A 21,629-nucleotide genomic window follows, 5' to 3' on the forward strand; every position below is an offset into this window, starting at 1 on the left:
CCGTCCGAAACGCTCTCACTCACCTCCACGCCAAACGCCCAGGCAGCCCAAGGCTCACAGAGCACGGCGACATGCCTGCGCATTCATCGGGCAGGAAACGACAAGAACGGCATCACCCCCGATCCGGGCAACCTGGACAGCGACAAGGACAGCCACAGGGCTGCCTTGCCTTGATCAGCTCATTTCAGTTCCACCCACGTGGAGTCAGGCGGTTCTTCGTTGTCGGTGAGCCCGTGCTTGAGCGCATACATCAGCAAGTCGATGCGGTTGATCAGGTTGAGCTTCTGATAAATGTTGCTGAGGTGGTTGTGCACGGTGTGCTCACTGATGCCCAGGCGCTCGGCGATGCTCATGTATTTGGCGGACGGGTCGCCGACGATGGCGCGAATCAGCTCCCGCTCGCGCAATGTCAGCCGCGCCTGCTTCGCCTGCTCCAGGTTGCATCGCAAGGGTATATGCCGGGTCGCGGCATAGCCGGAAAGCCCGCCGGACCAGGCGCGGTCCAGTCCAGCGTCGTGATGGTGGACCTTGATGATGGCCCGGACGATCGATTCCGTCGGGTCTTCCGCCAGCACGATGCCGCGCGCGCCCGCCTCGATCGCCTGGGCAACCGGAACGGATTCGTACAGGCCCTTGAGCACCAGCAATTTCATTTCCGGGCTGCGGGTCAGCCCTGCGACGACCTCCAGGGGGTTCAGCGCATCCGGAAAGAAACTGAAAAAGATCACATTGGGACGCAGCTGATCGGCAAGGTCCAGCGCATTGGTGTAGGTGGTGGCCTGGCCACTCACCTCCATCCGGGGCCTCCTCGCATTGATCAAATCATGGAGCCCCATAAGCACGAGGGGGCGGCAATCGATCAGCATCACGCGTATCGTTTTTGTATGGTCTGGCATGATCTTCCTGCCTCCCCTTGAAAAACGATGACCTTCATACGCGTTGGCCTTCCTTGATCGGCCACTCGCTCTTGAAGGACGGATGCGAGCGCCGAAAGGCTCTGAAACGTGCCCGCCCGGGTCTTGGCGACCCGGGGTACAGGCAGAAATTGCGCAGGTTTCCCACAGCCGGGCAAAGCTATTGAAACGGCATAAATAAGAATAACTATCAATAGTTTGCACGTGTCGCAGGGCATCCGCGAGCCCTCAACTGAGTCTAGGCCAGCCCACTGCGCAGCCTGCCAACCCATCCGTCGGTCTTCGACCCAAGCCTGGTGCGGGTGGCTGGGCCGAGGTTGCCCTGGGGCGCCCTATCCCCCGCAAATCAAGCTCTTAGGCTCGCCACGAGCGAGCAGCGGGCAAAGTCGGATCCAACCAGGCTCGTCAAGTAACAGACGAATGGCGCGCAGATAAGTCAGTAGGTAATGAGAGCGTCAATTTATCGACGGGGCCGGCAGCGCCATTAAATCATCGGTTCAACGCCGGTCCTCTGCGCAAGCGATTCTTCAGCCGGGGCAGAAATGCCCCGGTGTCTTACTCCTGGTCCTCGATGCCAACGCCCATGGCCTGGCCGGCACTACCGGGACTCAGCCAGGCATTCACATTCTCGACACTTTCGACCGGTGGTTTTCCCGCCCAGCGATTGAGGGTGAAGACGTTGCTGAGGAACTCGTATTGCGTCTTGAGCAGGTCGCGCCGGGCGCGGAACTCGTTGCGCACGCTGGTCAGTACATCGACGGCGTTGACCATGCCGTAGCTCAGCCCCTTCTCCGCCGCCACCCTGGACAACTGGGCCGAGGCCAGGGCCGAACGACTGGCGTCGATCTTCTCGCCGTTCGAATTGGCGGTCAGGTAGGCACTGGTGATCTCCTTGACCACCCGGCGCCGGATCGCTTCCAACTGCTGCTCGGCGACCAGTTGGTCCTGGTAGAGCCCACGGACCCGCGCCGAGGTCGAGCCGCCGCTGTACAGCGGCACCTGGACGCCGATGCCGGCGACATAGCTGTCGGTGCGGGGCGCCAGGGTATTGTTGTAGCCCTCGTTGGTTTGTTGCGCGCTGAGGTTCAGGCTCACCGTCGGATAGTGCCCGCCCTTGCCACTGCGCAACGCTGCGTTCGCGGCTTCGGCGCCGCTTTCGCTGGCCTTGAGCGTCGGGTTCAGCTCCATGCCATCACGCACCCAGGACTCCAGGCTCTGCGCCGAAACCCGCAGTTGCACGCCATCGCGAATCCGGTTGAGCTTCTCCTTGACCGGACGGCCGACAAGCTCCGCCAGCGCCTCGCGACTGATGCGGGCCTGGTTGCGGGCATCCAGTTCCTGGGCCGCGAGCAGGTCCACCCGGGCCTTGAGGTCGAGCTGGTCGGTAATCATCGCCATCTGCTTTTCGTACAATGCGTTGACCCGGTCCAGGCTCTTTTGCGTGGTCCGGCGCTCGGCCCTCACCAGCTCCAGCTCATCCTCGGCCGCCAGCGCGGTGAAGTAACGCCGCGCCAGCTCCACCGCGGCCTCGGCCTGGGCGTCCAGCGCTTCGGACTCGGACTGCTTGGCCAGGCTCTTGAACTTCTGGTAGTTCTCCCACGCGGCCTTGTTGTAGAGGTACTGGCGCAGCACCAGGCTGTAGCTTTCGCTATCGAAGCTGCGCTGCTGTATCAGGTCGTTTTCCTGGTGGATCCGGTTCGTCCCGGCATTCAGCGACAGTTGCGGCAACAGCGCCCCCAGGGCCTCGCGTTGATGCTCCTGGCCCGCCTGCGCTTGCGCAAAAGAGGCCAGGACCTGTGGGTCTTCCAGCCGTGCCTCGCGATACAACTGCATGAGGTCGGTGGAATAGGTCGAGGCATTGACCCCGGTCGACGTTACCGCAGCGGTTTGCGCCATGGCGGCCCCCGCTGCAAGCATGAATGCACTCCCTAGCAGAACTGACGACGCTCCCACGGGTCACTCCTCGATCATTGATTGAGACATCACATCCCGGGCCGGCTGCATCAGGTACTGCAACAGCGTGCGTTGCCCGGTGACGATCAGCACGTCCGCCGGCATCCCCGGCAACAGCTTGCGCTCCCCCAAGGTACGCACGCCGTGCTCGGTGACCCGGACCCGCGCCAGGTAATAGGCGGTCCCGGTCTTTTCGTTGGTCAACCGGTCGCCCGAGACGCTGCTGACCTCGCCTTCGATCACCGGCGTGGTCGAGCTCTTGAACGCGCCGAAACGGATATCGGCGCGCTTGCCGATGGCGATACGGTCGATGTCCACCGGCGCCACCTGGGCCTCGATGACCAGTTCGGACACCGAGGGCACGATGTCCAGCAAGGGCGTCGCCGAACGCACGACACCGCCAATGGTGTGCACCGTCATGCCAATCACCATGCCCGCGTCGGGGGCGCGGATGACGATACGGCTGAGGCGGTCTTCCAGGGCCGAGTTCTTCTCTTGCAGGTCGTAGATCTTGGTCTGCACCTCGGCCAGCTGCTTGGCCACGTCGGAATCGAAATCCTTGTCGACCTGGAGGATCTGCAACTGGGTTTCGTTGATCTGCAGACGGATCCTGTCGATGGTGGAACGGTGATCGGCCACCTCCGACCTGAGCATCCCCAGCTTGCGGTCCTGCTCGAGCAGACGTTGCTTGTCGACGAAGCCCTGCTTGAGCAGCTCGGACAATTCGCCGATTTCACCGCTGTAGGATTTCTCGAGTTGCACCTTGACCGCGATCATCGACTCCAGGCCCTTGATCTGCTGGTGCAATTGGCCAATGCGCTCGCGCAGCACCGCGATCTGGCCCAGCCGCGAGCCCCGCCGCGCGTTGAATACCTGGGTCTCGCCCTGGCGCGCCTCCTCTCCCCGCACACTGGCAGGATCGCTCATCGGCCCGAAGTCGATCGCCAGCAACCCATCGCGCTCGGCAATCAGCCTCGACTCCATGGCCCTGGCCGCGATCAGCAGGCTTTGGGTCGCCTCGTACTCGGAGCGCAGCTGGGCATCGTCGAGGATGATCAGCGGATCGTCACGCTTGACGATGTCGCCATCATGGGCCAGCACCGATTTGACGATGCCGCCTTCCAGGTGCTGGACCGTCTTGCGGTAAGTCTGCACGGTGACCACCCCCGGCGCGTAGGCGGCACCGTCCAGGGGCGCGAGTGCCGCCCAGGTGCCGAACAGGCCGAAGGTCACGCCGACAATGCCCATGCCCAGGCGGTGGGCCTTGCGATCGGACACCGGCAGGTCGGAAAAGCTTTCGATTTGACGACTAGGCATAGGATTCACCGCCATCGTCCTTGCGGGCATCGATCGACGCCACGTTGGTCACCACCGGTACTGGCCCGGCATGTTTGGGTACCGGCGGTTGCTGCCCGCTGAGTTCGGCCAGGACTTCCTCGCGCGGCCCGTAAAGGCCGACCATCCCGGCTTTCATCACCAGCAGCCGGTCGAGTTGCGACACGATGTTGGTGCGGTGGGTAATCACGAACAGGGTCGCGCCGGTGTGCTTGATCTGCCCGATGGCGGCCGCCAGGGCACGATCGCCGACCTCGTCGAGATTGGAATTGGGTTCGTCGAGAATGATCAGCCGCGGGTTGCCGTACAGCGCGCGGGCCAGCCCGATGCGCTGGCGCTGCCCTGCCGAGAGCATGAAGCCCTCGCTGCCGATGACGGTGTCGTAGCCATCGGGCAACAGCAGGATCATTTCGTGGACGCCAGCGGTCCTGGCGGCCTGGATGACCTTCGCCGAATCGATCTCGGCGAAGCGGGCGATGTTCTCGCCGATGCTGCCCTCGAACAATTCGATGTCCTGGGGCAGGTAACCGATATACGGGCCAAGCTCATGCTTGTCCCAGGTACTGATGTCCGCGCCATCCAGCCGGACCACCCCATGCTGCGGCGGCCAGACGCCGATCAGCGCCCTGGCCAGGGTCGACTTGCCCGAGGCGCTCGGGCCGATGATGCCCACCACGCAACCGGCCGGTACGCTGAAACTGATGTTCTTGAGGATCGGGGTGCTCGAGCCAGGCGCCGTGACAATCAGGTTCTCGACCTGCACCTGGCCCTCAGGCGCGGGCAAGGACAGACGCTCGGGTTGCGCCTGTTGCTTGCCAAGGATGTCATTCAAGCGGTTGTACTGCGAACGGGCCGCGATAAAGCCCTTCCAGCTGCCGATCATCAGGTCGATGGGTGCCAGTGCCCGCCCCAGCAGCACGGCCCCGGCGAACACCAGGCCGGCCCCCACCTGATGGTCCACCGCCAGGTAGGCCCCCAGGCCCAGCACCAGCGATTGCACCAGCAGGCGGAAAGTCCGCGAAAGCGTGGTGACCATGCCCCCCCGGTCGCTCGCCAGGGATTGCAGCAGCAGAACGTTTCTTTGCCGGCGCCCCCAGCGATCCATCAGGGTTTCCAGCATGCCCATGGACTCGATGACTTCGGCGTTGCGCAGGTTCTTGGTGGTATGGAGGGTCGCGCCGATATGCTCCCTGTTGGCCTGGGCCAGTACCGGCCCCGTGAGCTTCTCGTTGACGAAGGCGAGCACTATCAACAGCAGCGCGCTGCCCGTCGCGACCCAGCCGAACCAAGGGTGGAACAGGAACATCACGGCGATATAGATCGGCAGCCAGGGTGCGTCGAAAAAGGCGAACAGACCGCTGCTGGAAAGAAACTGTCGCAAGCCCGTCAGGTCGTTGAGCGACTGGGCCGAGGCATCCATGCCGCCGCTGTCCAGGGCCCGTTTGAAACTGGCCTTGTAGACCTGGCGACTGAGCAGCACATCCAGCCGGGTACTGACCCGGACCATGATGCGCGAACGAACCCATTCCAGGGAGCCGAGGGTGATCACCAGCAGGGTCATGATCAACGTCAGCATGGTCAGGGTGGTCAGGCTGCCGCTGGTCATCACCCGTCCATACACCTGAAGCATGTAGAAGGTCGGGACCAGCATCAGCGCATTGATGAAGAAACTGAAAAAGCCGACGAAAACAAAGCTGTCTCTACAGACCTTCAACGCATTTTTCAGACTGTTTTCTGGTGTGCTTTGCATTGAAACCTCTGCTCGAAAGGCCAGCCTTTGTGGAGCTTAGATCACGCCGGACAGCTGCGCGCAGCCATTGGCCGGATCGCCTCGGACAACCGGCATGCCCCCGGCAACGGCCCGGCGCGCGAGCACGCGCAAGAGCCTCGCGGCTTGGAGACCGGAGGGCTCTGGCACGGGCTATTGGCGCCATAGTGGGCGGCTGGAAGGTGGCTGCTGCAGGGGCGCCGCGGAATGCCGGGACAGGCTTTCCAGGCGCGCGACAGGTTCGCCGCACACCTGCTCCGCCCTGGAGAATCCGATTGTCGGTAGCGACAGCTGCAATGCGCGCAGCGCCTGGGTATCCCGATGAGTCTAGTTACTGGATTGGCCGGCCGGCCTTGCGATGACCAGCGGTGTGCTCGTAGCGGATATCGGGTAGGCGGGAGGGGGTGCTTTCGTGCGCAAGCGGCTGATTGCGATCATCCGCCTGTCACTCGCGGGTGTTGATATCGCGCTGCACCCGCTTGAGATGGTTTTCAACGTAGAAAGCCGCTGCCTCTTCGTCGCCGGAAACGATCGCTTCGTAAATCAAGCGATGCTCCGCCACGTAGAGCTGGATGCGATTGGCATCGTATATGCCATCGTCGCGCAAGCGGTTCCACAACGGCTGCGCCATGCTCGCGGCCACTTCATCGGCGATCTTCACGATCAGCGCATCCTCGGTCATGACCGCGAGCTGACGGTGAAAGAGGCGGTCGGATTCGCTCCACAATGCTTGCTGGCTTATGTCATTGACGTCCTTCACCCCGGCCATCTGAGCCAGATAGTGCTCAGCCCGGGCATCGCGCTTGCCGCGCCTGGCTGCCAGTCGCGCAATAGCGGGCTCAATCAGAAGCCGTACCTCAAGAACGCTGTTTGGACTGAAGTCAGCTTCTGACCTGGAGCCCCGCTGCATCAAGGGTTGCTCCATGACCCGCTCGGCAACGTAGGTGCCGGAGCCCAGGCGGGTCACCACCATCCCCTCATTCTGCAATGCACCTATCGCTTCACGAACAGCGGGCCGGCTCACCATGAAACGCTGTGCCAGGTCCCGCTCCGAAGGCAGGCGCGATCCGGGCAGGTAGGTGCCATTGATGATTCCCGCGCGAATTTCATCGGCAACTTGTTCGTAGATTTGCTTGGGGCGGAAATCGCTTTGCATATCGCTTTGGTTGTTTTTCAAGGTCACCTTACCAATTTTTCAGACTTACCTTACAAACCGCTCTAGATCGGGCGTATCACGACCAATTTCTTGGTTTTACCCAGCGAACAGGTCGATTTTCAAACCGAATCAGGACTTTCCGAGCCCATCCTTCGTTGCAACCTGTAAAAACCGAACGTAGGTTAGCCGACAACTGGATCGAAAAACAGACCGGTATTCACGCTATGCGGCGGTTCTATCCAGTGAAATAAACAGCCAAAGCTTAATGCGGTTTCCATAAAACCAATTCCCACAACATTGTTGTGTAGAAGGCGCCAATGAATAACAAAAACATGAAGCTGAGAGTGGTCGGTTCTACGTTCGGGATTTCACATTCCCAGCCAGGGGCGCATCGCCCATTCACTCATCAATGAGGGCAGAACATGTCGTTATTGAATGAATACGGAGCTGCGCTCCTTCTCGGTCTGGCACTCACCCTGCTGCTCTCCGTGACCAGCTGGCTCGCTGCCTTTCTGATCGCCCTGGCACTCACGCTGGTGCGCATGACAAAAGTGCGGGCTCTGGAACTTCTGGTGCTGGCTTTCATCGAGTACCAGCGCAATGTCCCGCCACTGGTGCATATCTTCCTTTGGTATTTCGGGGTCAGCAGCGTGCTTCCTGAAGCGCTCCAGGACTGGGTCAATGCCAACCATGGCGAGTTCATTTTCGCCGCGCTGGCCATTGCTCTCTACTACGGCGCCTACTTCGCCGAAGACATCCGCAGCGGCCTGCGCAGCATTGCGCAAGGTCAGCAAGAGGCCGCACGGGCGTTAGGCCTGAGCTACGCCGCAGCCATGCGCCGGGTCGTCCTGCCACAAGCTCTGCGCGTCGCCATTGCTCCGCTGGTCAGCGGCACCGTGATGCTGGTGAAAACCACCAGCCTGGCCATGGTGATCGGCGTCATGGAACTCACGTACGTGACGAAGGAGATCTCCAGCGCCACCTTCCGCATCTTCGAAACCTACGCAATCAGCACTGTGATGTACGTCGTGGTCGCGCTCGGCCTGCTGTTCCTTGGCCACTGGCTGGGCCAGTGCCTGCAGATCAAGGGGCGCTGATCATGCTCGATATCATCCACGAGTACTGGCTTCTGTTCCTGATCGGCGCTTATCCGAATGGCCCGCTGGGTGGCGTGGTTGCCACGCTGCTCCTGTCGATCACGGGTATCGGCCTGGCCCTGCCCCTGAGCGTGCTGCTCGCGCTGGCCCAGCTCAGCCAGTACAGGGCGCTGCGCTACCCGGCTTGCGTGGTGCGATACGTACTGCGCAGCATCCCGCTGGTCATGCTGATTTTTGCCACCTACTTCATCGTACCGATGCTGCTGGGGCGTCCTGTCGCCGGGTTCACGACCATGGCGGTGACCCTGGTGATCTTCCAGGCCACCTACCTGGCCGAAATCGTTCGAGCCGGCATCGAGGCATTGCCGCGCGGCCAGGCCGAAGCCGCTGCGGCCCTGGGCATGGGCTACTGGACACGGACCTGCAGGATCGTCTTGCCCCAGGCGCTGAAGAACATGCTGCCCAGCATGGTTGGCCAGTTCGTTACCACCATCAAGGACACGTCCCTGGGGTACGTCATCGGGGTGAATGAGCTGACCTACGCCGCCAACCAAGTGAACAGCAGCGTCCTGACGCAGCCCTTCGGCGTCTTCCTGGTGCTGTCGCTCGTTTACTTCGTCATCTGCTTCACCCTGACACAGTCCGTTCGTGTGCTGGAGGCGCGTATCGAGCGCCACAATTCCCACACGTTCCCCCTTCCCCGCATCAGTCCTTCCAGTGAGCCTGTAGCGCAATGACAACCATGAAAACCACCGCCTGCCATACCGGCGCTGTGTCCCGGGAAAACCTCATCATTCAATTGAGCGGCGTCGAAAAGTGGTACGGCGAACATCGCGTACTGACGAACTTCACCGCCGAGGTCGAACGAGGCCAGGTCGTGGTCCTGTGTGGTCCTTCCGGCTCCGGCAAGTCCACGCTGATTCGCACCTTGAATCGCCTGGAGGAAATCAACTCCGGCACCATCCGTGTCAACGGACAAGACGTGCAGGGCAAGCGCGTCGACATCAATACCCTGCGCAGCCACATCGGCTTCGTCTTCCAGCAGTTCAACCTCTTCCCCCACCTATCGGTGCTGGAGAACGTGACCTGCGGGCCGCTCTGGGTCAACAAGGCCGATCGGCAAGCGAGCCGGGAGATTGCCCTGGAGCTCCTGGCCAAGGTCGGGCTCGGCCACAAGGCGGATGCCTACCCCAACCAACTGTCCGGTGGTCAGCAGCAGCGCGTGGCGATTGCCCGGGCGCTGGCCATGAAACCTCCCGTGATGCTGTTCGACGAGCCGACCAGTGCCCTCGACCCCGAGATGGTCGGCGAGGTGCTTGCCGTCATGAAGGCGCTCGCCAGTGAAGGAATGACCATGGTGTGCGTTACCCACGAGATGAAGTTCGCGCGCGAGGTGGCGGACGTCGTGTGGTTCATGGACCAGGGCGAACTCCTGGAGGTTGCCCCTCCGGAGGACTTTTTCAGCGCCCCGAAGCACCCCCGTGCCGAGAAATTCCTTTCCGATATCCACCGCCACTGAATTTCACTTTCCACCTGGAGCATCTGCATGAGTACCCGGTTCCCTGCTACAACCGCACACAACGACGCGCCGATCATCATCTGTGACCGGACCAGGACTGCGCAGCTTCTGGACTTCGACAGGCTTGTCGAGGCCATCGCACAGGCAGCGGCGGAGTTGGCTGCCGGCCAGATCAACAGCCCGGAGCGAATGGTCGTACCGCTGGGCGAGGATGGAGTCTTGCTGAGCATGCCCGCCACGGCTCAGGACATCGGCATTCACAAGCTGGTCAACGTCCATCCCGGCAATACCCAGCGCCAGCTTCCCACCCTCCATGGCACCGTCACCCTGAGCGACGCCGCCACCGGCAAGGTCATTTGCCTGCTGGACGGGCCGGAACTCACCGGGCGCCGTACCGCCGCCGTGACGCTCCTGGCGATCCGCACCCTGCTCAAACGAGCGCCGCGGCAGATCCTGCTTTTCGGTACCGGCGCCCAGGCGCGCTACCACGTGCAGGCAATCCATGCGATCTACCCGCAAAGCACCGTGTGGGTACGCGGGGTGGATGCGCAAGCTGCCTCGCAGTTCTGTACCGGCAATCGCCAACTGCATGAGCACCTGGAGCCCTGCGGCCCCGACATTCCGGCTGCCGTGGAGGTGGTCATCACGGTGACCACCAGCACCGCGCCGGTCTACAACGAACCCGCCCGGGCGGGGCGGGTTGTCATAGGCGTAGGCGCATTCAAACCGGAAATGGCCGAGCTGGGGAAAGTGACCCTGGACGGAAGCGATCTCTACGCCGACGACCCGGCCGGCGCCAGGCACGAGGCCGGCGATCTGCTGCAGGCCGGCATTGACTGGTCGCGCGTGAGCTCGCTTGCCGACGCGCTCCTCAAGGAAATCGACACCTCTCGCCCCGCTGTTTTCAAGAGCGTAGGCACCGCAGCCTGGGACCTGGCCGCCGCTCGTGTGGCACTTCAGGCGCTCGCTGCGAGCGAGTAATCGAACGAGGTCGCTGGTGGCGGATCTCTCCGCTCAGAAGCCTGCGGCCCTGAACCGGCCAGCACTCTTGCGGGCTGGTACACACTCAAGAAGGACTCTTTCCATGCAAGTTACTCGCACCATTAGCACCGTCGAAGTCCATACCGGCGGCGAGCCGTTTCGCATCGTCACCTCGGGCCTCCCGCGCCTGCCGGGGAAAACCATCATCGAGCGCCGAACCTGGCTGCTGGAAAACGCCGATGAGATCCGCCAGGCGCTGATGTTCGAGCCGCGCGGTCACGCCGACATGTATGGCGGCTACCTGACAGAGCCCGTGTCCCCGAATGCCGATTTCGGTGTCATTTTCGTGCATAACGAGGGGTACAGCGATCACTGCGGTCATGGCGTCATTGCGCTCGCCACGGCCGCGGTAGAGCTGGGCTGGGTAGTGCGGCAGACTCCCGAAACCCGCGTGGGCATCGACGCGCCCTGCGGTTTCATCGAGGCCTTTGTGCAGTGGGACGGCTGCCACGCCAACGGCGTGCGCTTCATCAACGTCCCGTCCTTTGTCTACAAGCGTGAAGTGACGGTAGAGACGCCTACCTATGGCGCAGTCACCGGCGACATCGCCTACGGCGGCGCCTTCTACTTCTACACCCGCGCGAAGCCCCATGGCCTGGAGATCCGCGAGTCGTCGATCGAAGCCTTGAAGCAGTTCGGCGCAGAGGTCAAGACAGCCGCCAATCTGGCATGCCCGGTCGTTCATCCCGACATTCCGGGCATCAACCATATCTATGGAACCATCATCGACGGCGCACCGCGCCATCCGGGATCGACCCAGGCCAACTGCTGCATCTTCGCGGACAGGGAAGTCGATCGCTCGCCGACGGGCTCCGGTACGGGCGGTCGAGTGGCTCAGCTGTATCTGCGAGGTGAAATCACCCGCGATGATGTGCTCGTCAACGAGTCCGTCATCGGGTCCGTCTTCAGCGCCAGAGTCATCGACGAAACCCGTGTCGGTGAGTTCCCCGCCGTCATTCCAGAAGTGTCCGGGTCCGCCTATATCTGCGGCTTCTGCAACTGGATTCTCGATGATCGAGACCCCCTGAAAAACGGCTTCCTGGTCCGCTGAGCGCCCCCCTGAAAACTCAGCTGAATGGGCAGGTTCTGGCTCAACAGACAACGCAAATTCCAGTACAAGAAATCTGAGGATGTAGCAATGAAGCTTCGAATGGACGTTCTGATTCCGGTGGTTGCAGGTTGCTTTTTTCTGGCCACGGCCCAGGTGCGTGCAGAGCAGTTGGCTGACATCAAGGCCAAAGGGACGCTGCTTTGCGGGGTGCTGGATATTTTCGAGCCGTTTGGCTATACGGATACCGGCAGTCGAGCCGTCATAGGTTATGACGTGGATATTTGCAACGCAGTCGCCAAGAGACTCGGCGTCAAGGCGGATATCAAGCCCGTATCCATCGAGGCGAGAATCCCCCAACTGCAACAAGGCCACATGGACCTGCTTGCGGCCGGCCTGGCGTACTCTGCGCAGCGCGCCGGGCAAATCGACTACTCGGATGCCTACTACGTCAGCCAGAACATTGTCGCGGCGCGGACCAGCCGTGGCTTCACCTCTATCGGCGATTTAGCGGGCAAACGAATCAGTTTCGTGAAGGGCTCCATCAGCGAGAGCTACATCAAAGAGCAAATACCCACGGCTACCACCATCGGTTTCGAGGATGTATCGACGGCTTTCACCGCCCTGATGCAAGGCAAGGTCGAGGGCTTCAGCACATCCGAAGAGACCTTCCAGAAACTGGCCAGCCGTCTCGGCGCCAATGCATCCAGCTACGCCACAGTTCAGCCTGCAATCGGGCTCGAGATCTGGGGGCTGGGGGTGCGAAAAGATCAAAAGACCATGCTCCAGGCCGTCAATGGCGCCTTGCGCGACATGGAAGCGTCCGGCGAAAGCCAGGCGATTTTCGACAAGTGGCTCGGCACAGGAACCCTGTACAAGATGCATCGCTCGTTCAAGGTCGAACCCATCGAGTGAACGCAAAACAGTGCCGGCTAGCACATGTTGGCCGGCCCCCTCCTGCACCATCGTTTCATTGAGGATGCCGTCATGCCCATCATCCGGGTCGAGCTCTTACCGGGCCGAACACAGGAACAGAAAACCTTGTACGCCACCGAAGCGACTCGGCTGGCCGCCGAAATCCTGAAGTGCCCGGTTGAATCCGTGGACGTGATCTTTACCGAGATTGAGCCCCGGGACTGGGCCCGAGGGGGGCGGATGCACTCACCTGCATCCGACTAGCCCAGCCTCTCTATCCGTTGTCAGGAGTCGCCAATGCTCCTATAGAGTAATGCCTAGTTCCTTGAGCAAGGATCCCGCTCCCCCTTTCCCGCATCAGGCTTTCGAGCAGGCAGGCGGTGCCCAGTCCCCCATGTCGGGGTTGCTGCACACGTCGTTGACCATGGTCTGGCCACGGGCAGCGATTTTCTGGCCTTCCTCACGCTTGGCCGTGGCTTGCTGCAAGGTGCGCTCGGTGGTGACGGCTTCCTTGGGCACATTCGTCTTCGTCGCTGTCTTGGTGCTGGTCTTCTTGCTGGCCGCCTTCTTATCGGTGGCGGCCGGAGGCTTCACGGCGGCCACCTGAGCAACGTCCTGGCGTTGCACACCGACCGTCTGCAGGTCTTTCTCATAGGCCTGGGTGTAGACATCGATGCTCTCGCCGGCACGCCCGTCCGCGGCGGCCATCAGCGCATTGGTTTCCTTCAGGCCGCTGACGATCTCGGCCAAGCGCAGGCGCCCTTCACTGTCGCTGATCTTCTTCGCCTTGCGCGCATTGAGCAGTGAGGTGAACTCACGCTGGTAGCAGTTCTGCGCGGTACGGGTGTAGCTGATGCTGCGGTCGATTTCGCCGGTACTCTGGCCGATGTCGCTGGCGTAGGAAGCAATGCGCGCACGGTCGTCGCTGATCTGCTTCTGGCGTTCGCTGTAGTAGCCGGTCGCGCCCCCGACCAGGGCCCCGGCGGCGGCGCCTATCAGGGCATTGCGGCCGGCATCGCCGCTATTGCCGACCAGGGCCCCGGTCAGGCCGCCGAGCAGGCCACCGGCAATGGCGCCGGTGGCCACCGACTTGGTCATCGACTTATCGGAACTGCGCAGCTGGCTGACCGGCTCATAGCATTGCGGGTAGTACTCGACCTTGGTTTGGGCCGCGACCTTCGAGCTTGGAGCCCCGAAGCCCGCGCAACCGCCCAGCAGCACTGCGCAGCAGACCGCGGTAGGCAACGGCAGGGTACGAGCAAGGGTCGAAGCGCAGTTCTTGAGTGAAGTATCCATGGTCATGTCTCTCCTTTTTGTGCGTATCAATTGCGTTTCGGCTTCGGCGCAGAGTGAGCGCTGTCCCACGTGAGCGAAGCCTGCCGACGCTACATCCAGCCTAGCGGGTCTTCGCCACCACCGACGGCAGTTCCAACACCCTGCTCAGGGTCCAAGAAGCTCCTTCAGGATCGTCTCCGGATCGGCTCGGTGCTGCTGGCGAAACTGCCCCACATGCCTGACGAAAAGCGTGGCACGGGCCATGAGGCTTTTTCCCAGCACCGGTTTGTGATTGAGCTCTTCCCGGGTCCGCTGGAACTGCGTCTGGATCACCTCGTCGGTGTAGCGCGTTCCGGTCGCCAGGTTGTCGATGTAGATCGCCAGGGCACCCTCGAGCGCACTGCGCCCATTGGCGATGGCCGTTTCATAGAGCTTGGCGGTGGCTTCGTCCTGGGCGGCCCGCGCCTGATCGCGATCCTTCTTCAGGTTGGTCAGGCGAATGTTGTAGTTGTTGACCGTCTCGGCCACCAGGGCCGCCGACTGGATCAGGTTGCCTGCGGCCTCCTCGCGCTGCCGGGCGATCAGCGACACATTGCGCTTGAGCTCTTCGTTCACCCGCGCCAGGCGCGCCTGCAGGTTCGGGTCGGTGCTGCTGGCGATGAGACTATCGAGTAATTGGGTCGGGTCTTCGGCAGCCTCGATTTCATCGGTCAGGCCCGCCAGACGGCCTTCCTTCTGCCACTGCTCGAACAGTTCCTCGTAGCGTGAGCGCGGTGCCGACAACGCGCCCAGGGCCACCCGGAAACCGGTGGTGGCGTTGCGCTGTTCGCTGCCGTCGGCGGCGAACAGCGGGTATTCCCGGCGCATGCCGGTGAACAGCGTCAGCTCGCCTTCCAGGTAGTTGCCGCCCTTGACCACAAAGCCGCCGTAACTGCCCTGGCGGCGGCCGGCGTGGACCAGTTGGAAGGACTCCTGGACCATCTCCGCGGCATTGCCGATCACGTCGAACAGTCCCAGTGGATTGGGTTTTTTCAGCCCGACCGGCAACAGCCGCGCGCCCTGCCCCGTGCCCCCGGCGACCTGGCTGAACACCGCCCAGTCCCCTAGCGGGCCATCGCTGTCGCTGCCTTGCACCTTGCGCGGAAACAAGCGCGCCTCCAGCGCCTGGCGGCTGACCGCATGGCCACCGCGGGCGGCGAACTCCCACTCCACTTCGGTCGGCAGGCGGACGAAGCCCATCCCGCCGTCCTCGGCCGCTTTGCCGCGGCCGCTGACCGGCAACCGGTCGCGGTGGTACTTGAGCAACCAGGCGCTGTACACCGCGGCAAAGCGCTCGGCCTCGAGGCGCGACAGCTTGACCTTGGGCAAGCGCGCGGACATGTCGGTCATGGGCGCACAGGCCGGTGCCTCGCCCTGCCCGGCCAATGCCGCCTCCTGGGCCATGACCAGGGCGTATTGGCGCTCGGTGACCTCGTATTTGCCGACAAAATAGAACATCGGCTTGAGCAGGCTGTCGGCCTCGCTCTTGGGCAGGGTCGGGGCGATTCGGGCTTGCCAGTCGGCCGGTAGGTCGTCGAGGACGAACTGACCGTTGATGTAGTCGCGCCGATAACCGGAGATGAAGGATTGCCGGTAGCCCGGATCGTCATCGCTGAAGGGATAGCCAAGATTGACCTCACGGTCGTCCAGGGTGCCCTTGGCGAGGACATAGACGTAGCGGAACACCAATTCGCCTTCGCAAGGCAGCGGCAGGCTGAGGTCATCGGGCAGCGGTTTCGGGTTATCCGCCGGGGCGTCCTGCGCCTGCGCCGCGCCGGCCAGCGCCAGCATGACCAGAGCCTTCAGCCAGACTAAGCCCCTCAGCCAGACCAGAACCCTCCGCCAGTTACACATCGCGCAGTCCTTCCGATGCTTCGATCCGCGCCGCGCGCCAGCCACCGGAGGCCGCCGCCAGCAGGCAGCAGAGCAGCGTCAGCAGCAGGGCCAGCAGGTAGTGGACCGGCAGCAGCCGGCAGGCGAACTCCCCCGTCACCGGTGCGAACAGCCGGTTCAGCCCGGTTTCGGCCATGCCGTACAAGCCCCAGGCCAGCAGCAGGCCGAACACCCCGGTGTACAGCGCCTGCAGTACGACGAAGGCGATCAGGGCGCCGGTCGAAAAACCCAGCAGGCGCAATACCGACAAGGCCCTGCGCTTGCGCTCGACGGCGGCCAGGGCGCTGGCGGTCATGGCCGCGAAGGCCCCGGCCAGGGCCAGGCTGGCGATGACCCAGAACACCAGGGTCAGGTTGTGGCTGAGGGAGCGCACCTGGGCGATGACGCCGGCCTGGGTCGCGACTTCCAGCTGGCGCTCGGCGAAATACCGGCGCAGGCGCTCCACGCCGTCCAGGTCCGCGGCGTAGAGACGGAACCCCGGATACACCCGCGCCGTGTTCGCTTGTGGCTCGTACCCAGGCCAGCCCTGACCGTCGCGGTAGTCTTCGGCGGCTTCCAGCAGGGCCAGGGGCGCGAACAGCGCATCACGCGGGAAGGCCGCGAGTGGCAAGACCCCCTGCACCCGCAGGCGGGTGCGCTGGTATTCCTGGCGCCCGCCGACCTGACGGCCGAACGCGGCGCTCAGCACGTCGCCGCCCTGGACCCCGAGTTTCTCCGCCGCCCGCTGGCTGAGCAGAATCTGGTCCGGCGCATCGGGCAGCAGCGCGGGCGCCACCAGCGGGTCGCCCGCGGCGGTGGGGATCATCTCGACCGTCAACGCCTGGCCGGCCGAGTCCGGGTAGAGGTCGGCGGTCGCGGCGATCTGTCGGGTACGCGGCACGACGAAGGCCACCTCGGGACGCGCGGCCAGTTCGGCGATGGCCTGGGCGCTGAAGCGCCCGCCGCCCATGGGCACCACTTCCCGCACGGCGGGGTCGCGCTCCAGGCGTTCGGTCAGGGTGGTGACCAGGCCGAACTTGAGGCCGAACAGCACCAGCAAGGGCGCGAGCACGGCGACCAGGGCCAGGACCGCGCAAGCCGACAGGCGCACCTCGGCGCGGTAGTCGTGCCAGGCCAGCAGGGCCATCAGGGCAAGCCGCATCAGCCACCTCCCGCCAGGGTCGCGGTGACCCCGCCATCCGCGCCGCGCTGCACCTGCAAGGGATGCAGCTGCAGCCCGACGCGCCGGGCCAGCGCCTCGTCATGGGTGGCGACCAGAATGCACACGCCGCGTTCCTCGGCCTGGGCCACCAGCAGTTGCATGACCCGTTCGGCGTTCAGCGGGTCCAGCGAGGCGGTGGGCTCGTCCGCCAGCACGATGCTCGGCCCATGGGCCAGGGCCCGGGCGATGCTGACCCGCTGGCGCTGGCCCACGGACAGTGCCGCTGGCAGCTTGTGCAGCTGGTCGGCAATTTCCAGCTGTTCGGCCAGGCGCCAGACCGTGGCATCGGCCGGCAGGCCGAGCAGCGCCCGTGACAAGCCGATGTTGCGCTGCACGTCGAGAAAACCCAGCAACCCGCCCGTCTGCAGCACATAGCCCATGACCCGGCTGCGCAGCCCGGCCAGCACATCCTGGCGGCCGCTGCGCCAGAGCCCGGCGACATCCAGCGTACGGTCGTCGGCGTGGCATTCGAAGACACCACCCGGGTCCGGGGACAGCACCAGGGCCAGCAGGTCCAGCAGGGTGCTCTTGCCGCTGCCGCTGGGACCTACCAGGGCCAGGCGCTGGCCCGGCCGCAGGTCGAGCCGGGGCACCACCAGGCTGTAGCGCTGTGGTCCCTCGCCGCGGGTCTTGCGAATATCTCTGAGCTTGAGCATCAGGGCAGCGTCGCCAGGGGTACGCGGTACAACGCATCGCCCGGCTGGGCCTCGCCGAAGCGGACCCAGTTGGCGCTGTCGTTGTGGAAGGTCTCGTACAGGCGGATCTTCGACTCCAGCTCGTCGATGAAGTCCTGCTGCTCGGCCACGCTCAGGGACAGCCAGAGGTCCTGGGTCATGGCCAGCGATTTACTGCGATACGGCAGGCCGTCCAGGTACTCGCCGAGGATGCCGCCTTCGACCAGGTTGCCGCCCTGCTTCAACCGCGTCGGGTCGCGGCTCATGTGAGCGCTGGCGCTGGCGATTTCCTGGAAGAAATCCTTGGGCGAGGTCTGGGTACGGCGGGCCGCGTCGACGATCAGTTTCAGCGACTGCTGCAGGTCGTTGAGTTGCAGCTTGGTCAGCAGCACGCAGACCTGGAAGGCCGGCAGCGAGGGGTTGGTCAGGTCATGGTCGGAGGTCCAGGCGGTGATCAGCTGCGGTGCACGGACCGCCGACTGGCGACCGAGAAAGTCCATTTGCATGGCGTAGCCGATGGCCGTGGCCTTGCTCGCGACGCTCGGTGCCCCCTGTGACGGCGGCAGGCTCGGCAGCTGGTTGTTGCGCGCCTGATGCACCTGTTCGGCGAATACCGAGCCGATCTCGGCGACCGTATCGCCGAAGCGACCGACATCGCCGCCCGCCACCGGAATGTACAGGTCGCCGATCTGCGGGTTGGCGTCGGCCGTCAGGCTGCGGTACTGCTGCTCGGCGAAGTCATGATTTTTCCGACCGGCCTCGGTGCGCAAGTGCAGCGCATAGAGCTTGATCCGTTTACTGAGGGCGGCTTCGCGCACCTCGGCTTCGTTCATCTGGGTGTGCCCCAGCGGATCGTTCTTGCGCAGGGCGCCAGCGTCGGTGACCAGCAGGATCAGCCGCCCGGCATAGGGACTCCAGTCCATGCCCTCGACCGCCGCCATCACACCGGCGAAGGCATCCTCATTGAAGGCGTGGCTGGATACCTTGGTGGCCTTGACCTGGCCGGCCAGCTCGAGGAAGCGCTGTGGATCGCGGCCCTGCTCCAGGCTCACCAGGGTTTGCGCCACATATTCCAGGCCCGGGGTTTTCTCGACATTGCTGCGAAACCCCACCAGGCCGAAGCTGACGCTGTCCAGGTCGCCACGGCTGGCGATCTGTCGATGCAACGCCTGCACCACCTGGCGCACCCGGTCGATGTAGGGCTGCATCGACACCGAGGTGTCGACCACCAGCACTATCGCCGTGCGGAAGGCATCGCTGGCGGCCTTGGCCGCCCCCCCGGCCTTGCCCAGGGGCGTATTGCCGGGGTCGATGGAGGCCACATTGAGCAGTTGCACCGGCTGACCGTCGGCATCGAAACTCTCGCGGGCCTCGAAAATCGGCAGCAGGTAGAACTGGTCCTGGGGAATGGCGCTGGCCACAGGCTCCAGCGCGACGATCTGCGGGTCCACGCTGCCTTCGTTCTGCGCCTTGTGCAGTGCGCTACGGGCCTGCGCCGTGTCCGCCAGAAACCGCTCGAGGGTGCTTGCTTCGCGCAGGAACATGACCGGCGAACGACCGGAGCGCTCGGTGAACTTCAGCACCAGGCTCTGCTTCCAGTCGCTGGCCTGCTCGGCCGGCAACCAGCCATCGCGCTGGCCATCGCTGGCGGCGCCGACCTCCAGCCAGGTGCCACCCGCCACCGCCTGGCGCTGATAGACATATAGCACCGAGAACGCCGGCAGCGCGGCACCGCTGGGTGCCGCCCCGGGCTGGCCGGACACCTGTGCGCCGGGCTTGCTCAGCACGCGCTGGAACAGGGTTTTCTTGCCCGGCATCAGCAGCGGCCGGTCGCCGCCGTCGGCGTTCGTCGCCAGCGGCGGTTGCGCTGCGCTGGCCGTCTTGGCGGGCGAGTCCTGCTCATCGCCAGCCGGCGTTTTTTTGGCCTCGACCTGACCGTTTTCCGGCTCCACCGGCGGCGCCGAGCGCAGCCACCAGTAGCCCCCGCCAGCCAGGGCCAGTGCGCCGGCCACGGCCACACCGAGCAGCGCCAGCAACGGCCGGCGCGACCCGGGCGGCTCTGCGCCGAGGCTTGCGGCCTGTTCGGATCTGGCCGTGGCGGCAGGCTCGGGCTCTGGCGCAGCGAGCGGCGGCATGTCCAGGGAAACCGGCGTCAGCCCGCCCAGGCCGGTCGTCGCGGATTGGCCGACGACCGTGGCGGGGGGCAACGGCAGTGGGCGGATCTGCGTCGCCTCGGCATCGGCCGGCCCGGCGGGCGGCAGGTTGTCCAGCGCGGCGATCAGGGCATCGGCATTGGCAAAACGCTCGGCCGGGTCCTTGGCCAGCAGCTTGCGCAGAATCTCCTGATAATGGCCGTGGGTCATGGGCAGTTCGGGTAGCGGCTCGGTCAAGTGGGCCAGGGCCGTGGACAGCGAGTCGCTGCCGGTATAGGGCAGCTTGCCGGTGAGTATCTCGTAGAGCACCACCCCCAGGGCGTAGAGGTCGGTGCGCCCGTCGATCTGCTGGCCGCGGGCCTGTTCGGGACTCATGTAGCTGGGTGTGCCCACGGCGAAACCGGCCTGGGTGAACTGGGTGCTGTCCTCCAGGGACTTGGCGATGCCGAAGTCCGATAGCACCGCCGAACCGTTGGCGCGGAACAGGATATTGGCCGGCTTGACGTCCCGGTGTACCAACCCCTGGGCATGGGCATACCCCAGGGCCAGGGCGATCTGGCGCAGGTAGACCAGGCCCTGCTGCGGACTGAGCCCCTCGGCGATCCGTTCCTTCAGCGTCCCGTTCGGCAGGTACTCCATGGCCATGTAATAGAAGTGGCCGACATTGCCGATGTCGTAAATGGTCACGGTGTGCGGGTGGGAGAGCCGCGCCAGGGTCTTGCCCTCGCGCAGGAAGCGCTCGCAGAAGCTGCGGTCGGCGGCCAGCGCGGCGGCCATGACCTTGAGCGCCACCTTGCGCTCCAGCGAGCGCTGGGTCGCCAGGTAGACCGTGGCCATGGCGCCCTCGCCCAGCTCGCGCTCGATCCCATAGCCGGGAATGTCCATGTCCATGCTCGAGCGTGCTTCGGCTGATGCGTTTTCAGTGGGCATTGACGACTACCGCCGTGATGTTGTCGGGAGCGCCCCGGGTCAGCCCCAGGTGCACCAGGCTGCGGACCACCTCATAGGGGCTCGCGTTGCCCAGCACCTCGCGCAGTTCATGGTCCTCGACGGTCTTGGTCAGCCCGTCGCTGCACAGCAGGAAGCTGTCGCCGGGACGCACCTCCAGGTCCACGGCCGAGAGTTCCAGCCGGTCCTGGGTGCCCACGGCGCGGGTGACGATGTTGGCCATGGGGTGCTCCCGCGCCTCGTCCTCGCTGAGCAGCCTGCTGTCCAGCAACTCCTGGACATAACTGTGGTCATGGCTGATGACCTCCAGCTGGCCCTCGCGCAGGCGATACAGGCGGCTGTCGCCGGCCCACAGGCAGGTGGCCTTGTCTGCTCGGGCGGCAAGCAGCACCAGGGTGCTGCCCATGATGCCGACACCGCGCTGCGCGGTTTCCTGGCGAACCGCCGCGTTGGCCTGCTCCAGCCCCGCCCGCAACGCCTGGACATAGGCCGCCAAGGAGGGCTCGGGCGGGATGGCGCGCAGCGTATCGACGATCAGGCTGCTGACGAAATCGCCCGCCGTATACCCGCCCATGCCGTCGGCCACCACCCAGAGGCCGGCTTGCACCGCATCCAGGCAGGCGTCCTCGTTGACCTGACGCACCATGCCGACATGGCTGTGGCTGGCGGATTCGTAACGCGTTACGGCTGACGACATGCC

The 21,629-nt window shown here is 64.1% G+C and carries 18 protein-coding genes; 7 read left to right on the top strand and 11 right to left on the bottom strand.

Translation table 11 applies throughout. The features are described from left to right. Positions 1 to 179: 179 nt before the first annotated feature. The 5 genes from C4K27_RS18375 to C4K27_RS18395 all read right to left on the bottom strand — a co-directional run bounded on the left by C4K27_RS18375 (position 180) and on the right by C4K27_RS18395 (position 7,147). Complete coding sequence (locus C4K27_RS18375; RefSeq protein WP_053261636.1) at positions 180 to 896, bottom strand: response regulator transcription factor; 717 nt, start codon at positions 894 to 896, stop codon at positions 180 to 182. A 573-nt stretch (positions 897 to 1,469) separates the two neighbouring features. Beyond that, positions 1,470 to 2,867, bottom strand: a complete 1,398-nt coding sequence (locus tag C4K27_RS18380) for a TolC family outer membrane protein (RefSeq protein ID WP_053261637.1) — start codon at positions 2,865 to 2,867, stop codon at positions 1,470 to 1,472. Positions 2,868 to 2,870: 3 nt separating this feature from the next. Then, the gene (locus tag C4K27_RS18385) at positions 2,871 to 4,184 is read right to left on the bottom strand and encodes an HlyD family type I secretion periplasmic adaptor subunit (protein WP_053261638.1); all 1,314 of its coding nucleotides are present in this window, start codon (positions 4,182 to 4,184) and stop codon (positions 2,871 to 2,873) included. Then, positions 4,177 to 5,952 carry a type I secretion system permease/ATPase gene (locus tag C4K27_RS18390; protein WP_053261639.1) on the bottom strand — a complete coding sequence of 592 codons (1,776 nt, stop codon included), beginning with the start codon at positions 5,950 to 5,952 and terminating at the stop codon, positions 4,177 to 4,179. The genes C4K27_RS18385 and C4K27_RS18390 overlap by 8 nt, the downstream gene beginning before the upstream one ends. A gap of 463 nt (positions 5,953 to 6,415) precedes the next feature. Beyond that, entirely contained in the window at positions 6,416 to 7,147 is a 732-nt protein-coding gene (locus C4K27_RS18395; RefSeq protein WP_238437495.1) for a FadR/GntR family transcriptional regulator, read from the bottom strand. Positions 7,148 to 7,548: 401 nt separating this feature from the next. Between C4K27_RS18395 and C4K27_RS18400 the strand changes: the two genes are divergently transcribed. From C4K27_RS18400 to C4K27_RS18430, 7 genes are all read left to right on the top strand, one after another. Further along, positions 7,549 to 8,223, top strand: coding sequence for an amino acid ABC transporter permease (locus C4K27_RS18400; protein ID WP_053261641.1), 675 nt, complete (start codon positions 7,549 to 7,551; stop codon positions 8,221 to 8,223). 2 nt (positions 8,224 to 8,225) lie between these two features. Then, the gene (locus C4K27_RS18405) at positions 8,226 to 8,960 is read left to right on the top strand and encodes an amino acid ABC transporter permease (protein WP_053261642.1); all 735 of its coding nucleotides are present in this window, start codon (positions 8,226 to 8,228) and stop codon (positions 8,958 to 8,960) included. Positions 8,961 to 9,013: 53 nt separating this feature from the next. After that, a complete protein-coding gene (locus C4K27_RS18410) occupies positions 9,014 to 9,742 on the top strand; it encodes an amino acid ABC transporter ATP-binding protein (RefSeq protein ID WP_053262072.1) in 729 nt (242 codons plus the stop codon). 27 nt (positions 9,743 to 9,769) lie between these two features. Continuing rightward, complete coding sequence (gene lhpI / locus C4K27_RS18415; protein WP_081002307.1) at positions 9,770 to 10,723, top strand: bifunctional Delta(1)-pyrroline-2-carboxylate/Delta(1)-piperideine-2-carboxylate reductase; 954 nt, start codon at positions 9,770 to 9,772, stop codon at positions 10,721 to 10,723. A 103-nt stretch (positions 10,724 to 10,826) separates the two neighbouring features. Next, a complete protein-coding gene (gene lhpH, locus C4K27_RS18420; RefSeq protein ID WP_053261643.1) occupies positions 10,827 to 11,834 on the top strand; it encodes a trans-3-hydroxy-L-proline dehydratase in 1,008 nt (335 codons plus the stop codon). Positions 11,835 to 11,933: 99 nt separating this feature from the next. After that, positions 11,934 to 12,746, top strand: a complete 813-nt coding sequence (locus tag C4K27_RS18425) for a transporter substrate-binding domain-containing protein (RefSeq protein WP_238437494.1) — start codon at positions 11,934 to 11,936, stop codon at positions 12,744 to 12,746. A 72-nt stretch (positions 12,747 to 12,818) separates the two neighbouring features. Next, the gene (locus tag C4K27_RS18430) at positions 12,819 to 13,010 is read left to right on the top strand and encodes a 4-oxalocrotonate tautomerase (RefSeq protein WP_053262075.1); all 192 of its coding nucleotides are present in this window, start codon (positions 12,819 to 12,821) and stop codon (positions 13,008 to 13,010) included. 93 nt (positions 13,011 to 13,103) lie between these two features. Here the strand turns inward: C4K27_RS18430 and tagQ are convergent, their stop codons facing one another. The 6 genes from tagQ to C4K27_RS18460 form a co-directional block, all read right to left on the bottom strand. Further along, positions 13,104 to 14,042 (bottom strand): type VI secretion system-associated lipoprotein TagQ, encoded by a 939-nt coding sequence (gene tagQ, locus C4K27_RS18435; protein WP_053262076.1) that lies wholly within the window; start codon positions 14,040 to 14,042, stop codon positions 13,104 to 13,106. Positions 14,043 to 14,186: 144 nt separating this feature from the next. Beyond that, a complete protein-coding gene (locus tag C4K27_RS18440; protein WP_394325648.1) occupies positions 14,187 to 15,851 on the bottom strand; it encodes a formylglycine-generating enzyme family protein in 1,665 nt (554 codons plus the stop codon). 55 nt (positions 15,852 to 15,906) lie between these two features. Further along, positions 15,907 to 17,094: an ABC transporter permease gene (locus tag C4K27_RS18445; RefSeq protein WP_053261645.1), complete on the bottom strand. Its 1,188-nt coding sequence runs from the start codon at positions 17,092 to 17,094 to the stop codon at positions 15,907 to 15,909. Further along, positions 17,094 to 17,810: an ABC transporter ATP-binding protein gene (locus C4K27_RS18450; RefSeq protein WP_053261646.1), complete on the bottom strand. Its 717-nt coding sequence runs from the start codon at positions 17,808 to 17,810 to the stop codon at positions 17,094 to 17,096. Before C4K27_RS18450 ends, C4K27_RS18445 begins: the two co-directional genes overlap by 1 nt. Continuing rightward, entirely contained in the window at positions 17,810 to 20,872 is a 3,063-nt protein-coding gene (locus C4K27_RS18455; RefSeq protein ID WP_053261647.1) for a serine/threonine-protein kinase, read from the bottom strand. The genes C4K27_RS18450 and C4K27_RS18455 overlap by 1 nt, the downstream gene beginning before the upstream one ends. 28 nt (positions 20,873 to 20,900) lie before the next feature. Beyond that, a complete protein-coding gene (locus tag C4K27_RS18460) occupies positions 20,901 to 21,626 on the bottom strand; it encodes a PP2C family protein-serine/threonine phosphatase (RefSeq protein WP_007930444.1) in 726 nt (241 codons plus the stop codon). Positions 21,627 to 21,629: the final 3 nt, after the last annotated feature.

This window comes from Pseudomonas chlororaphis subsp. chlororaphis, from assembly GCF_003945765.1.
In the GTDB taxonomy this organism is placed as follows: Bacteria; Pseudomonadota; Gammaproteobacteria; order Pseudomonadales; family Pseudomonadaceae; genus Aquipseudomonas; species Aquipseudomonas chlororaphis.